This is a genomic window from Roseovarius pacificus, from assembly GCF_900142665.1.
Classification (GTDB): domain Bacteria; phylum Pseudomonadota; class Alphaproteobacteria; order Rhodobacterales; family Rhodobacteraceae; genus Roseovarius; species Roseovarius pacificus.
In genome coordinates this window covers 189,356-202,392 of sequence record NZ_FRBR01000006.1, presented here as the reverse complement: position 1 = coordinate 202,392, position 13,037 = coordinate 189,356, and the positions used below count along the sequence as shown (strand labels likewise).

Genomic DNA, 13,037 nt, shown 5'->3' with positions numbered 1-13,037 from the left:
GCGCTCAGGTGCGAGAAAACCGTCAGTTCATTCGAAGCCTTCGTCAACCTCGCATGTACAATGGCATGGATCGCTTAAATGCAGACGCTGCCTAGAGGTCAGACCTCAACAGGATGATCTCGATCCGGTTATTCCTGATGGCCATCCGGTTCTTTGTAACCGGTTCGCGATCCGCATGACCTGTCACGCGATGCAGCCGCTCGGCAACCAATCCGTCGCCTTTCAACATCCGGCGCACACGGTCGGCGCGAAGCATGGAGAGGCTCCAGACCGGATTTTCAATCATGACGATAGGTCTGGACCGGGTGTGCCCCTCGACAGCAACCGGATTTTCGACCAGCTGCGATACCGACGCGACCAGACTGACCAGATCCGTCAAAAGGCGCGTCGGGCGATCGCTTTCCGCCTCGAACAATTGACGCCCGGCCAAATCGAACAACTCGATTACAAGGCCCTCGTCGGTTACACGTGTCAAAATATTGCGATACGCATCCCGGCCCTCGCTGTTTTCACGGATGCTCGCCATCAAGGCCTCTTGCACCTCGGACAAATCGCTTTGTACCTCCTGCATCCCTGTCCTGCCACGATCCGATACACCGGTCGCACCTCTGGCCTGACGGGCCTCGGTCGGATTTCGGTTAGTGGCGCCCGTTCCATTCTGGGCCAGTTCCATTTCGGAAAAGATACTGTCTCCGCCGAAACTACCGCTTCCACCACCGGATATCCGGCTGATCGGAACCGTCGGATTGAAATAATCCGCGATACCTTTTCGCTGTTTCTCCGTTGTCGCATTCAGCAGCCACATCAACAGGAAAAAGGCCATCATTGCCGTCACAAAATCGGCATAAGCGACCTTCCAGGCACCACCATGATGCCCGTCACCGCCCGTGACCTTTTTCTTCTTGATGATGACTGGCGCGACGTTACCGCCCGGCGCGCTCATTCTCACCACCTTTCAACTCACCCGTATTCAGGATTAGCAGACAAGGCGTTAGCACCGACTTAACGTTTAGACTTTTCATGGCTTCGCGAACCAGATCCCCGGGACGCGAAAAAATGACAGCACCCGATACCGGGCGGCTGTCCGCACCGAATATCCCGAATTTACTGTCGCCGAACCCTTCCGAGTTGGCTAAGCATTGCCCATGTCTGCCAATATTCATCTCACCGCAACTCAACCAGTCGTTGCTGTTCTCGCCGTCGTGATCCGCGCCGGCTCCGTTCTGTTGGTTCAGCGCGCCAATTCACCCGATGCAGGCCTGTGGGGATTTCCCGGCGGTAAAGTTGAGTTCGGAGAGGATTTGCTGCACGCGGCAGAGCGTGAATTGTTCGAGGAAACGGGCGTCAAAGCCGAGGCGCAGTTTGCCTTCAACGCGGTCGATGCCTTCGACCACAAGGATGATGGGGCGCTGCGTCGGCATTTCGTCCTGATCGCGGTTCAGTGCCATTGGCAAGAAGGAGAACCGGTGGCAGCCGATGACGCTTTGGATGCGAAATGGGTTTCCCTGACGGATATCGAAAGCGAGGTGTCGCTCAGCCGCGACGTTGCCAGGGTTGCGCGTCAGGCAGCGGGCTGAGCCCGGCGCATATCACCCCAGCGTGTCTTTTCCTCTTTGTGTCAATGCATCGAGCGCTTCAATATCAGTGATCTCGATATGGCTGCGCTTAGCCCGGACACCATACTCGGACAGCTTTTTCAAGGCGCGGGACAGGCTTTCAGGCTGAACGCCCAGATAGCGCGCCAGGGTGGCCTTATCGAATGGAAGTGTGACGACCGTTTCGTTCGGCTGCGCTTCTGCATGGATTTGCAGGAAACTCGCCAGGCGCTCGATTGCCTTCATGGATTTGAGCGTTTCGATATGGTCCTGCAACTGGTCATTCACCTCGAGGAAATGATGCAGCAGCACATTGCCGAAATTCGGGTCTGCCCTGAGCGCCCTGCGGACCACTTGCGAGGGAAACACAATAGCACGGCTCGGCGTGACGGCGCTCGCATGATGGCTGTATCGCCCATTTCGCATGGCGTCGTTGATTCCCATCGCCTCGCCCTGCGTCTGAACCCGGATCACGGCTTCTTCTCCCGTGCGTCGCACACGATAAAGCTTGACCCATCCCGCCAACAAAACAAAGCACCTGTCGGCTGGTTCGTCATGTATATAGAGCGAGTCCCCGCTTTCGTACTCGACGATTCTGGCATGCGAAACGAGTTCTTCGCGCCTTACCCGACTAACACGAGACAAAACGGGACAACGCCCTGCCGCAGCAGATACATCTGATCTCATCGGGGTTCTCGTCTTTTTGTTCCCGCACAATCACAATACGACGACACGGATATTATACCACCAAGAAAAGAATCGTCCGAGACGGCAGGCGGTGAAATGCGCAATGCAGACCCTATCGTGAAGAGGCATGGACTAGGCCTGCCATATGCTTTGTCTTACGAAGGCGTTCCGGTTGTTCCCGCCGACAGTCACGGTTTGGGCGGGTCTCATGATCCGGGAGCGCCGGTTCTGTTTCAACCGCAAGACCCGCCCCCCACCCTATTTCCACAGACTCCAGGGAAAGCACATGTGTAACCATATGGTCGTCGTAACTGGCGGTCCCGGCTCCGGCAAGAGCAGTCTGATCGAGGCACTGGCGCGCCGCGGCTTTCACACTATGCCAGAGGGCGGCCGCGCGATCATACAGGATCAGGTCACGATTGGCGGAACGGCCCTGCCCTGGTCGGATCGCGCCGCTTTCGCGGAACTCATGCTGGGGTGGGAACTGCGGTCGCACCGAAAAGCTTCGGCTATGACCGAATCGGTGATAATGGATCGCGGCATCCCCGATGTAATCGGTTATCTCACACTGTGTGGCCTGCCCGTTCCTCCTCATGTCGAGGCGGCGGCGAAACACTACCCCTATAACCGGCATGTTTTCCTTGCCCCGTATTGGGACGCCATCTTTACGCAGGATGCCGAGCGGAAACAGGACAAGCAAGAGGCCGAGGCAACCGGCAGGGTCATGGCCGAAACCTATACCCGGCTTGGGTACCGGGTGGTCGGGCTTCCGTTTGCGGGGATCGAGGCGCGCGCCGATTTTGTGGCGGATCATCTACGAACCAGTACAACGACCTGACATTTACCGATTGCGACATTTGTCAGATGGGCGGAAAGGTGGATCAAAACCCACCAGTGGCGCACAACCCGCTGAATATATCTGGTTTTCAAATTGAAGTGGTGCCGCTGAAGGGACTCGAACCCCCGACCCCATCATTACGAATGACGTGCTCTACCAGCTGAGCTACAGCGGCCCCGTGGAAGCGGCTAATAGCACCGCCAATCGAAGGGGGAAAGACCTATTTTTCGGCTGTTTCCGCCTCTTCCGGTTCAGTGTTTTCATCGACCAGTTCCGCATCGACGACATCTTCGTCCGGTTCGTCTTCGTCGTCGTCTGTTTTGTCCTCGAGGCTTCCCACGATCAGGGGCAGCATCTCAAGGCCCGTCGACGTCGTGATCGCGGCCATCGGCGGCGGTGTCCAGGACAGGGTATCGAAGGCATGACAGTTTTCGCAGGCAGGCGCCCATTGAGCGTGAATATGGTGGCAGTTGTCACAGACCCACGCAGGCCCGCGCGGCGCGGACAATGCGCGCGCAAGCCACCCCTTCACGACGGCATCCGACGCCCCCTCGCCGCGTTCGACCGCGGCCATGATGGTCAGCGCTCGGGCGTCCGGATCAGACTCGACCATGTCGCCAAGCGCGCGGCGCGCACCCGGAAAGTCCTCGGTTGCAAGATGCAGCTCGGCATCCAGCAGCCGGGTTTCACGGTGGCTCGGATGCACCTTCAGAAGTTTCGCAAACCGCTTGAGTCGCTCCTCGGGCGTTTCATCCGGCTCGATCTCGGCAAAGGCGGCGGCCAGGTCGGGATGCGGTTTCACATCCCACGCCTTGCGCACGACGCGGGCCGCGTGTCTTTTCGACCCCTGTTCGATATAGCTGCGCGCCGCGAGCACGGCCGCCGGAATCAGATCCGGAGACAACCGATTGGCTTCGATCGCCGCCTCGCGCGCCTCGATGTCGTTGCCCTCATCCAGAATATCGCGAGCCTCGGACAAGGCCAGAACGGCATCGCGCCGCTTGTGCACATCACGGGGCAAAGTGCCGTATTTCAGCTTGGCGTTCAGTGTCTTGCGCGCACCCTTCCAATCCGATGACTGCGCCTGAAGCTGCAAAAGCGTATTCTGAACCTCATCGTGTCTGGGTTTCAGCGCAAACGCGGTTTCGGCCAGCTTCAGTGCGGTTTCCGTATCCCCATCCAACAGCTTCTGCTTCATCAGGCCGCGAACGCCCACAAATCGGGTTTTGTCATTCTTCAAAAGACGCTTGTAAACCTTTTCGGCCTTATCGCGATCGCCCGACATTTCCGCCGCCTGCGCCGTGATCAGATTGGTCAGTTCCGGCTTGCGCAGATACTTTTCGGCCTTGTTGGCCTTGGACATCGCCAGATCGCCCTCACCCGAGGCCAATGCCATCATTCCCTCGGACAGCGCCCGATATCCCTTTTCCTGCCGGCTGCGATCGAAATAGCGCGAAATCGCGGTTTCATCCCCGTTGATGAATTTCAGGATCGCAATCAGCAACGTGAACAGCTTGAGCAGAATCCAGATCGCAAGAACCAGCAGGATCAACGCGATTACGGCTTTCAATGGTGTGAGATTGATCTCGAACCCGGCAAAAACGATGCGCACACCGCCTTCAAGCTCCAGCAAATGTCCCGCGCCGAACGCCGCAGCAGCAACAAGAGCGATGAAAACAACAATCTTTATAATCGACCAAAGCATAATGCGCCCCTCGCTCTCAGTTCATGTCCTGCGCCAGGTTTTCCGCCGCGCCCACGGCCTGTAACCGCCGCGCAACCTGTCCTGCCCAGTCTGACAATTCGGCACGCCCGGCTTCGGGCAGTGCTTCGATTTCGGCCAGTGCATCCTGCAATCGTCCATCGCGGGTGGCCGCCTCGGCACGCGACAGAACCGCATCGGGGTCATCGCCTTCGCGCGGCGTCAAAGATCGTATGCCCAACTGATCGCGCAGGAACCCGCCAACCCCTGTGCCTTCCCCGGTCGACTGGCGGGACACGGCCAGCGCTCGGCGCGCAGCATCGGGGAAGCTGTTTTGCAACTCATTCAGTGTCGGAACACCGCTATTGGCCGCCTCGGCCAGCGCATCGGGCACCGATGCCCCAGCAGCCTCCAGATCGGCCAGCGCCGAGGCAAACCCGGTTCCCGTATCCAACGCTGTCTGGATTCGTGTCAGGGCGGCACGCCGCATGGTGGCCTGGGCCGTTTCCTCGGCGCTTTCCTCCATGGCGCGGGCGTCCTGGGCCATCGCCTCGATCTCGGCCCGCTGTTGTGCCATCGAATCCTGCAATGCCTTGAGTTCCCGCTCATAAGCGGCCACGGCAGCATCCGATGCGGCCTCATCCACCGGGCGTTTTTCCACTTCGGTCAACCGGCTATCAATATCGTCCAGTCGCGCCGTCACCTGCGACACCTGATCGGACACCCCGTCAAGCCGGGACATGATTTCGGCCTGCGCAGTCTCGATCCCTGCCGTGTCCGGCGTTTCCGGCATTGCGTTCAGCTTGCTTTCGATCCCGTCAATGGCCGCGGACTGGCTTTGCAGGCGTTGCTCCACATCCTGTTGAAATCCGGCCTGGTCATCGCTGGCAAAAGGCCAGTCCGGCAGGACAAAGCGCGCCACGCCAAACCCGATAACCGCAGCGGCGACACCGCCTAATACCATGGGAAAAAACCCACCCTTGCGGATCACAACCTGTTCTGTCGTGACGGGCGCAGGGGGCGCACTTATCTCGTCTGGCTGGTCCCCGGCATTCTCATCGTCCCGAGCGGGTTCTTCGGCAGCGGCCTCACCCTCGGCTGTTTCGTCGTTTCCGCCCTCTGGCGCATCTTCGGTTATCCCGTCTTCGCCAGTCTCGGCTTGCTCATCGTTCTTGTCTTGATCGACTTCAGGAGTGTCAGCCTCGTCCGGACTGGTTTTTGCATCCTCTTCTGGCGCCTGGGTTTCTTCGCCAACGCCTTTGTCAGATGTCTTCTTGTCAGCCACTTTGAACCACCCTTTCGAATCCAGCCAATCCGGCGCACGCCAAACGACCTTACTTTGCTGCGTTTCCACCCTCAAGCCGCTTGGCCGCGTCTATTGGCCCCTGCATTGCATCCAGCATCGCGGGCGCGGACGGATGCCGTGCAATCACCACATCCCTGACCAGCCCCGCCGGTATTTCGGCGCGCGCATTTTCGCTGATCGCAACGGCCCACAATGGGGCCCTCGCCGTCAGGCCCTGACAGAACAGGCGTGCCGAACGTGGCGAAAACAGGGGAACGATCACCGGCGTTTCCCGTTGCAGGGCCGCCTTGGCCATATCGTTCAGATCAACCGCAACCTGACGATACACTATGGTTTCATGTGTCTCTATTCCCGCTAAAGTCAGATCCCCGGAAATATTCCCGGCGGCATGTTCACCATGAATATGCAAACACGGGCCCTGCACCTCATCGGCCAGAATGCGCGCCACGAGGCTCGGCGCGTCCCCGCCACAGGCAACAACGCTCATGCCGGCGTCGCGGGCGCTGCGGGCCGTCGCATCGCCCACTGCATATGCGGGAAGATCACGGCGATCCGACAACGCGGCAAAAGCCTCGACTCCATGGCGGGACGTGAAAATCAGCGTCCGAAACCGCGACAAATCAGGCAGCGAACCGCATCGTTCGATCTTGAGAACGGGCGACAGAACAATCTGCACCGTGTCCCCGAACCGGCGTCGCACCTGATCGGCAAAGGCGGCACCTGATGGATCTGGCCGCGTAATCAGGATCGTGGGCACCATTCTCTGTCCAGAGTTGTTTGCATGCCCTTCCGGTGTTACCTGCCTGTAAGGCAACACGCAACGGCAGACCCCATGCGCTCCTCTCTTACCATCCTCGGGCTGGAAAGCAGCTGTGACGATACGGCGGCGGCAGTGGTCCGCTCCACCGATGAGACGTCGGATATTCTGGCGTCGGTCGTTTACGGTCAATCCGACCTGCATGCCGCCTTTGGCGGTGTCGTGCCGGAAATCGCCGCACGGGCCCACGCGGAAAAGCTGGATACATGCGTGAAACAGGCTCTGACAAACGCGAACCTGACATTGAGCGATATCGACGCCATCGCGGTCACCGCTGGCCCCGGTCTGATCGGCGGCGTCCTGTCGGGCGTCATGTGCGCCAAGGGAATTGCCGCCGCGTCGGGCCTGCCGCTGATTGGCGTGAATCATCTGGCAGGGCATGCACTGACGCCGCGACTGACCGATAACATTGCCTATCCTTACCTGATGTTGCTGGTTTCCGGGGGGCATTGCCAGTTTCTGATCGTGCGCGGATGCGATGATTTCAGCCGCCTTGGCGGTACGATCGACGATGCGCCGGGCGAAGCCTTTGATAAAACTGCGCGCCTGTTGGGTTTACCGCAACCGGGAGGGCCGGGGGTGGAGCGGGAGGCGGAAAAGGGGGAGGCGGCGCGGTTTCGGTTTCCGCGGCCGTTGCTGGACCGGCCGGGGTGCGACATGTCCTTTTCAGGGCTGAAAACCGCCGTGCTGCGGGCGCGCGATGCGTTGATCTCGGAAAAAAACGGGCTTTCAAGGCAGGACAGAGCCGATTTATGCGCCGGCTTTCAAGAGGCCGTCTCGGACGTGCTGGCAGAAAAAACGCGCCGGGCGCTGGACATTTACATGGCCGAAACCCCCGAAACGCCGACATTGGCCGTAGCCGGGGGCGTTGCGGCAAATCGTACGATTCGTACGAAACTGGAGGCCGTTTCGTACGAAACCGGTGTTGGCTTCGTTGCGCCGCCGCTATCGCTGTGCACCGACAACGCGGCGATGATCGCCTATGCCGGAATCGAACTGTACCGGGCCGGGCATCGCGACGGGCTGGACCTGGCCGCGCGGCCACGCTGGCCGCTGGATCGCAGCAGCCCGGCCATGCTGGGCAGTGGCAAGAAGGGAGCCAAGGCATGATCACGGTTCTGGGCGCGGGCGCCTTCGGGACGGCACTGGCGATCTCACTGGCGCATAAGGGGCCGGTGCGCCTGTGGGCACGGAATGCCGGCCATGCCACGGAAATGCAGAAAACCCGCCGGAACGAGAGGCGGCTGCCGGGTGTCGATCTGCCCGAAAATATCACGATTACAGCCGATTTAGAGCCTGTTTCCGATCAGCATCCGACATTGCTGGCCGTTCCGATGCAACGCCTGCGCTCGGTCCTGACCGATTACACCGACGCGCTGTCCGGCGGGATGCTGGTGGCCTGCTGCAAGGGTATGGAACTCAGCACCGGGATGGGGCCGACGCAGATCATCGGGGCCGAACTGCCCGGGGCGACCCCGGCCATCCTGACCGGCCCGTCCTTTGCCGCCGATATCGCGCGCGGATTGCCGACCGCGCTGACACTGGCCTGCGCGGACGAAACTGCGGGCGAGTCGCTTCAACAGGCCCTCAATACGCCGAACCTGAGAATATACCGCACCACGGATGTGACGGGGGCGGAACTGGGCGGGGCGTTGAAAAACGTCATGGCAATCGGGTGCGGCGCGGTTATCGGTGCCGGGCTGGGCGACAGCGCGCGCGCCGCCCTCATGACGCGCGGCTTTGCGGAAATGGCGCGCATGGCAACGGCGCTTGGCGCGCGGCCTGAAACCCTGTCGGGGCTGTCGGGCTTTGGCGATCTGGTGCTGACCTGCACCTCGGATCAGTCCCGAAATTACCGTTTCGGGCTGAGTTTGGGCCGAAACGAGACGTTTGACAGCTCGGTCACGGTGGAAGGCGCGGCCACCGCGCGCGCTGTGTGTAACCGAGCCGCAAAAATGGAGATCGACATGCCCATCAGCCGCGCCATCACCGCCCTGATCAGTGGCGAATTGCAGGTTGATCAGGCTATGGATATGCTTTTGTCACGACCATTGAAGGAAGAACGATGCTGATAGCCCTTATCGCCCGCGACAAACCCGGCGCCCTGCAAACCCGTCTGGACAACCGCGATGCGCATCTTGCCTATATCAAGGAAACAGGCATCGTCGCGCAGGCAGGCCCCTTGCTGGACGACAGCGGCAACATGGCGGGATCGCTGGTGATCCTCGATGTCGAAACGATGCAGCAGGCGCAGGACTGGGCCGACCATGACCCATACGCCAAGGCGGGCCTGTTCGGGGCTGTCGAACTGATCGAATGGAAAAAGGTGATCTGAGAGATGCGATACTGGCTGTTCAAATCCGAACCATCGACCTGGGGCTGGGACGACCAGGTTGCCAAGGGCGACGCAGGCGAGGAATGGGACGGCGTGCGCAACTATCAGGCCCGCAATTTCATGCGTGAGATGAAGGTGGGCGATCGTGGCTTTTTCTATCACAGCCAGAAGGAAAAGGCCGTGGTCGGCATTGTCGAGGTGATCGCCGAGGCCCACCCCGACAGCACCACCGATGACGCGCGTTGGGAATGCGTGGATATCAAGGCCATCGCCCCGGTTGAGACACCGGTCACACTGGACATGATCAAGGCCGATGAACGGCTGTCCGACATGGTGCTGGTGAAGAATTCGCGCCTGTCCGTTCAGCCTGTCACCGAAGACGAATGGCGCATCGTGTGCGACATGGCCGGTGTGAAACCCTGAATATAAACGGAGGGCGCCGGGCCATATATCGCCGACACCCTCCGCCACCCCACGTGCTCCCTACTCACCACACGTGTCTCTGGATCAGGTCCCGGCCATACTGGCCTTTGGAATGACATTACGGCAAAGCGCGCCGTGAACCAAACGCCGAATACCTAGAATACCCTTCAAATGGAAAACGCCCGCGCAAAGGCGGGCGTTTCACGATACGTTGGGCGGTATCAGCCGTAGACCGACTCTTTGCCGAAATGCTTGGTCAGCATGTAATAGACCACGGCGCGGTACTTGTTGCGCTCGGACTGGCCATAGGTGTCGAGAGCCTGATTGATCGCATCCATCAGTTGCGGGCCATCCGCAAGGCCCAGCTTCTTGATCAGGAAGTTGTTCTTGACGGTTTCAAGTTCGGCTTCCTGGGTTGCGGCCACCGTCGATGCATCCGCATTGTAGATCGCCGGCCCACAGCCGATGGTCACCTTTGTCAAAAGGTCCATATCCGGCGTCATGCCGCATTTGTTGCGAAGATCATCGGCATATTGAGCAATCAGCTCGTCACGCTTTCCCATACTGTCTCTCCCACCTGTCCGGCCAATATGCCGGTTTTCCGTGTTGATACATCAGCCCCGAATGGCGCTGAGTGTCACGATAACGGCAGATCAGCGGGGCACAAAGGGAAAACTTGGAGCCTTCTCCCCGGAGCGCAAAAAGGAAAAGCCCCGGTCGGTAAACCGGGGCTTTCATGGCAAGTCACCTGACTCTGCGTCAGTAACGATAATGCTCCGGCTTGAACGGGCCTTCTGGTTTGACCCCGATATAATCGGCCTGTTCCGGGCTGAGTTGGGTCAGTTTCACGCCGATCCGGTCCAGATGCAGGCGGGCGACCTTTTCATCCAGATGCTTGGGCAGGATATAGACCTCGTTGTCGTATTTTTCGCCGCTTTGCCACAGTTCGATCTGGGCCAGCACCTGATTGGTAAAGCTGGCCGACATCACGAAACTGGGGTGCCCGGTGGCATTGCCCAAGTTCAGCAGGCGGCCTTCGGACAGAAGGATGATGCGGCTGCCCGAGGGCATCTCGATCATGTCCACCTGATCCTTGATGTTGGTCCATTTGTGGTTCTTCAGGCTGGCGACCTGAATTTCATTGTCGAAATGGCCGATATTGCCGACGATGGCCATGTCCTTCATCTCGCGCATGTGCTCGATGCGGATCACGTCCTTGTTGCCGGTGGTGGTGATGAAGATATCGGCGCTGGCAACCTGATCTTCCAACGTGGTCACCTCGAACCCGTCCATCGCGGCCTGAAGGGCGCAGATCGGATCGACTTCGGTCACTTTCACGCGCGCACCGGCCCCGCGCAGCGATGCGGCGCTGCCCTTGCCCACATCGCCATACCCGCAGACAACGGCGACCTTGCCCGCCATCATCGTGTCGGTGGCGCGGCGGATACCGTCGACCAGGCTTTCCTTGCAGCCGTATTTGTTGTCGAATTTCGACTTGGTCACGCTGTCGTTCACGTTGATCGCCGGGAAGGGCAGGTGGCCCTTTTCCATCATCTTGTAGAGACGATGCACGCCGGTGGTGGTTTCCTCGGACACGCCCTTGATCATGTGGCGCTGACGCACGAACCAGCCGGGGCTTTCGGCCATGCGCTTGCGGATCTGGGCGAACAGGGCTTCTTCCTCTTCGCTGGTGGGGTTGGCGATCAGGTCTTCCTCGCCTTCCTCGACGCGCGCGCCCATCAGGATATAGAGGGTCGCATCCCCGCCATCGTCCAGGATCATGTTGGCGCCGCCCTCTTCGAACTGGAAAATCCGGTCGGCGTAATCCCAGTATTCCTCCAGCGTCTCGCCCTTGATGGCGAATACCGGCGTGCCACCCTCGGCAATCGCGGCGGCGGCGTGATCCTGCGTGGAAAAGATGTTGCACGAGGCCCAGCGCACCTGCGCGCCCAGCGCGGTCAGGGTTTCGATCAGAACGGCGGTCTGGATCGTCATGTGCAGGCTGCCCGCGATGCGCGCGCCTTTCAGCGGCTGACTTGCGCCGTACTCCTCGCGCAGGGCCATCAGGCCGGGCATCTCGGTTTCGGCGATATCCAGTTCCTTGCGGCCGAACGCCGCCAGAGTGATATCCTTGATGATATAGTCCTTCGCCATCCGGGTGGCTCCTTGCAATTCTGTGTGTTGAGTTGCAGATAGCACTGGTCCCGCCTGTGGGCAACGTCCGCCCCGCGCCACAACGAGGCTTTGATGAAACAACCCCGCGCCTGGCAAAAAATGCTATCGGGTCGCCGCCTCGATCTGCTCGACCCGACACCCGTCGATATCGAGATCGGGGATATCGCCCATGGCCTTGCCTTCGTGGCGCGCTGGAACGGGCAGACCGAAGGCGATTATGCCTATTCCGTGGCCGAGCATTCGCTTCTGGTGGAACGGCTCTATACCCGCCTGACACCCGGCGCCCCGGCAAAATGGAAGCTGGCGGCGCTTCTGCACGACGCACCGGAATACGTGATCGGAGACATGATCTCGCCGGTCAAGGCGGCGGTCGGGCCGGGATACGATGAGCTGGACAAGCGGCTGGCCGCGGCCATTCACATCCGCTTCGGCCTGCCCGCCGCGATCCCGGCACAGGTCAAACGGCAGATCAAGAAAGCCGACAGGATCAGCGCCTGGATGGAGGCCACGCAGATCGCCGGATTCTCACGGCAGGAAGCCGACAAGTTCTTCGGCCATCCCGACCCGGCATTGATCGAAGGCCTGCCGATCCTCTTGCGCCCGCCCATGGAGGCCCGCGCCGAATATACGGCACGGCATTCGGCGCTTCTGGACGATATGGGATGATCGGGATTCGGCGCGCCGCGAGGCTCGACGCCCGCGACCTGGCAGACCTGCTCAACGCCATCATCCGCAAGGGCGGCACCACGGCGCTCACACGGGAACTCGACCGCGACGCGATGCTTGGCTGGATCGACCGCACACCGGAGCGATCCGCCTGGCATGTCGCTGAAGCCGACAGAGGCGGCATTCTCGGAGTCCAGCTTATCGAACCGCACCCCGACCTGCCGCCCGAGGCCTGCGATATCGCGACCTTCATCAGGCCCGGCACGACCGGAATCGGGATCGGCTCAAGGCTTTTCGAAGCAAGCAGGCGGGCCGCCTGCGATCTGGGCTATCTCTGGATAAACGCCACCATCCGCGCCGACAATGCCGGTGGGCTGGCCTATTATCAAAGCCGCGGCTTCGAAACCTGTGCCCATCACCCCGACCAGCGCTTTGCAAACGGGCAGGTCGTCGACAGGATTTCGAAATGCTACAGGCTTTGACGCTCCCACCC

General features: G+C 60.3%; 15 protein-coding genes and 1 tRNA gene. 8 read left to right on the top strand and 8 right to left on the bottom strand.

Annotated elements, in window-relative coordinates:
• Nucleotides 1–91: 91 nt before the first annotated feature.
• Complete coding sequence (locus tag BUB53_RS12560; protein ID WP_073035116.1) at nucleotides 92–943, bottom strand: flagellar motor protein MotB; 852 nt, start codon at nucleotides 941–943, stop codon at nucleotides 92–94.
• 202 nt (nucleotides 944–1,145) lie between these two features.
• On the opposite strand from BUB53_RS12560, the gene BUB53_RS12555 reads away from it, so the two are divergent.
• Nucleotides 1,146–1,577 carry an NUDIX hydrolase gene (locus tag BUB53_RS12555; protein ID WP_073035115.1) on the top strand — a complete coding sequence of 144 codons (432 nt, stop codon included), beginning with the start codon at nucleotides 1,146–1,148 and terminating at the stop codon, nucleotides 1,575–1,577.
• 12 nt (nucleotides 1,578–1,589) lie between these two features.
• Here BUB53_RS12555 and BUB53_RS12550 read toward each other — a convergent pair whose 3' ends face one another.
• Nucleotides 1,590–2,282: a Crp/Fnr family transcriptional regulator gene (locus BUB53_RS12550; RefSeq protein WP_084729115.1), complete on the bottom strand. Its 693-nt coding sequence runs from the start codon at nucleotides 2,280–2,282 to the stop codon at nucleotides 1,590–1,592.
• 286 nt (nucleotides 2,283–2,568) lie between these two features.
• Between BUB53_RS12550 and BUB53_RS12545 the strand changes: the two genes are divergently transcribed.
• Nucleotides 2,569–3,120 carry an AAA family ATPase gene (locus tag BUB53_RS12545; RefSeq protein WP_073035113.1) on the top strand — a complete coding sequence of 184 codons (552 nt, stop codon included), beginning with the start codon at nucleotides 2,569–2,571 and terminating at the stop codon, nucleotides 3,118–3,120.
• A gap of 99 nt (nucleotides 3,121–3,219) precedes the next feature.
• Here BUB53_RS12545 and BUB53_RS12540 read toward each other — a convergent pair.
• The 4 genes from BUB53_RS12540 to BUB53_RS12525 form a co-directional block, all read right to left on the bottom strand.
• A tRNA-Thr gene (locus BUB53_RS12540) sits at nucleotides 3,220–3,295 on the bottom strand.
• 45 nt (nucleotides 3,296–3,340) lie between these two features.
• On the bottom strand, nucleotides 3,341–4,825 hold the full coding sequence (locus BUB53_RS12535) for a heme biosynthesis protein HemY (protein WP_073035112.1): 1,485 nt from the start codon (nucleotides 4,823–4,825) through the stop codon (nucleotides 3,341–3,343).
• A gap of 16 nt (nucleotides 4,826–4,841) precedes the next feature.
• A complete protein-coding gene (locus BUB53_RS12530; protein ID WP_073035130.1) occupies nucleotides 4,842–6,107 on the bottom strand; it encodes a COG4223 family protein in 1,266 nt (421 codons plus the stop codon).
• A 49-nt stretch (nucleotides 6,108–6,156) separates the two neighbouring features.
• Entirely contained in the window at nucleotides 6,157–6,888 is a 732-nt protein-coding gene (locus tag BUB53_RS12525; protein WP_073035111.1) for a uroporphyrinogen-III synthase, read from the bottom strand.
• Between the two features lie 72 nt (nucleotides 6,889–6,960).
• Between BUB53_RS12525 and tsaD the strand changes: the two genes are divergently transcribed.
• Genes tsaD through BUB53_RS12505 form a run of 4 tightly spaced genes read left to right on the top strand, consistent with a single transcriptional unit; the run spans nucleotide 6,961 to nucleotide 9,703 of the window.
• Complete coding sequence (gene tsaD / locus BUB53_RS12520; RefSeq protein ID WP_073035110.1) at nucleotides 6,961–8,055, top strand: tRNA (adenosine(37)-N6)-threonylcarbamoyltransferase complex transferase subunit TsaD; 1,095 nt, start codon at nucleotides 6,961–6,963, stop codon at nucleotides 8,053–8,055.
• Complete coding sequence (locus BUB53_RS12515) at nucleotides 8,052–9,017, top strand: NAD(P)H-dependent glycerol-3-phosphate dehydrogenase (RefSeq protein ID WP_073035109.1); 966 nt, start codon at nucleotides 8,052–8,054, stop codon at nucleotides 9,015–9,017. Before tsaD ends, BUB53_RS12515 begins: the two co-directional genes overlap by 4 nt.
• Nucleotides 9,011–9,280: a YciI family protein gene (locus BUB53_RS12510; RefSeq protein WP_073035108.1), complete on the top strand. Its 270-nt coding sequence runs from the start codon at nucleotides 9,011–9,013 to the stop codon at nucleotides 9,278–9,280. The genes BUB53_RS12515 and BUB53_RS12510 overlap by 7 nt, the downstream gene beginning before the upstream one ends.
• Before the next feature lie 3 nt (nucleotides 9,281–9,283).
• Nucleotides 9,284–9,703 carry an EVE domain-containing protein gene (locus BUB53_RS12505; RefSeq protein WP_073035107.1) on the top strand — a complete coding sequence of 140 codons (420 nt, stop codon included), beginning with the start codon at nucleotides 9,284–9,286 and terminating at the stop codon, nucleotides 9,701–9,703.
• A gap of 221 nt (nucleotides 9,704–9,924) precedes the next feature.
• On the opposite strand, the gene BUB53_RS12500 is transcribed toward BUB53_RS12505, so the two are convergent.
• Nucleotides 9,925–10,266 carry a DUF2853 family protein gene (locus BUB53_RS12500; protein WP_073035106.1) on the bottom strand — a complete coding sequence of 114 codons (342 nt, stop codon included), beginning with the start codon at nucleotides 10,264–10,266 and terminating at the stop codon, nucleotides 9,925–9,927.
• A gap of 196 nt (nucleotides 10,267–10,462) precedes the next feature.
• Complete coding sequence (gene ahcY, locus BUB53_RS12495) at nucleotides 10,463–11,857, bottom strand: adenosylhomocysteinase (RefSeq protein WP_073035105.1); 1,395 nt, start codon at nucleotides 11,855–11,857, stop codon at nucleotides 10,463–10,465.
• A 93-nt stretch (nucleotides 11,858–11,950) separates the two neighbouring features.
• Here ahcY and BUB53_RS12490 point away from each other — a divergent pair, with 93 nt between their 5' ends.
• Both BUB53_RS12490 and BUB53_RS12485 read left to right on the top strand, forming a co-directional pair.
• On the top strand, nucleotides 11,951–12,544 hold the full coding sequence (locus BUB53_RS12490; protein WP_073035104.1) for an HD domain-containing protein: 594 nt from the start codon (nucleotides 11,951–11,953) through the stop codon (nucleotides 12,542–12,544).
• On the top strand, nucleotides 12,541–13,026 hold the full coding sequence (locus BUB53_RS12485; RefSeq protein ID WP_073035103.1) for a GNAT family N-acetyltransferase: 486 nt from the start codon (nucleotides 12,541–12,543) through the stop codon (nucleotides 13,024–13,026). The genes BUB53_RS12490 and BUB53_RS12485 overlap by 4 nt, the downstream gene beginning before the upstream one ends.
• Nucleotides 13,027–13,037: the final 11 nt, after the last annotated feature.

What these genes read in the sequence shown, in the direction of transcription:
- BUB53_RS12560 (WP_073035116.1), bottom strand. Translation starts at nt 943, where the DNA reads ATGAGCGCGCCGGGCGGTAACGTCGCGCCAGTCATCATCAAGAAGAAA.
- BUB53_RS12555 (WP_073035115.1), top strand. Translation starts at nt 1,146, where the DNA reads ATGTCTGCCAATATTCATCTCACCGCAACTCAACCAGTCGTTGCTGTT.
- BUB53_RS12550 (WP_084729115.1), bottom strand. Translation starts at nt 2,282, where the DNA reads ATGAGATCAGATGTATCTGCTGCGGCAGGGCGTTGTCCCGTTTTGTCT.
- BUB53_RS12545 (WP_073035113.1), top strand. Translation starts at nt 2,569, where the DNA reads ATGTGTAACCATATGGTCGTCGTAACTGGCGGTCCCGGCTCCGGCAAG.
- BUB53_RS12535 (WP_073035112.1), bottom strand. Translation starts at nt 4,825, where the DNA reads ATGCTTTGGTCGATTATAAAGATTGTTGTTTTCATCGCTCTTGTTGCT.
- BUB53_RS12525 (WP_073035111.1), bottom strand. Translation starts at nt 6,888, where the DNA reads ATGGTGCCCACGATCCTGATTACGCGGCCAGATCCATCAGGTGCCGCC.
- tsaD (WP_073035110.1), top strand. Translation starts at nt 6,961, where the DNA reads ATGCGCTCCTCTCTTACCATCCTCGGGCTGGAAAGCAGCTGTGACGAT.
- BUB53_RS12515 (WP_073035109.1), top strand. Translation starts at nt 8,052, where the DNA reads ATGATCACGGTTCTGGGCGCGGGCGCCTTCGGGACGGCACTGGCGATC.
- BUB53_RS12510 (WP_073035108.1), top strand. Translation starts at nt 9,011, where the DNA reads ATGCTGATAGCCCTTATCGCCCGCGACAAACCCGGCGCCCTGCAAACC.
- BUB53_RS12505 (WP_073035107.1), top strand. Translation starts at nt 9,284, where the DNA reads ATGCGATACTGGCTGTTCAAATCCGAACCATCGACCTGGGGCTGGGAC.
- BUB53_RS12500 (WP_073035106.1), bottom strand. Translation starts at nt 10,266, where the DNA reads ATGGGAAAGCGTGACGAGCTGATTGCTCAATATGCCGATGATCTTCGC.
- ahcY (WP_073035105.1), bottom strand. Translation starts at nt 11,857, where the DNA reads ATGGCGAAGGACTATATCATCAAGGATATCACTCTGGCGGCGTTCGGC.
- BUB53_RS12490 (WP_073035104.1), top strand. Translation starts at nt 11,951, where the DNA reads ATGAAACAACCCCGCGCCTGGCAAAAAATGCTATCGGGTCGCCGCCTC.
- BUB53_RS12485 (WP_073035103.1), top strand. Translation starts at nt 12,541, where the DNA reads ATGATCGGGATTCGGCGCGCCGCGAGGCTCGACGCCCGCGACCTGGCA.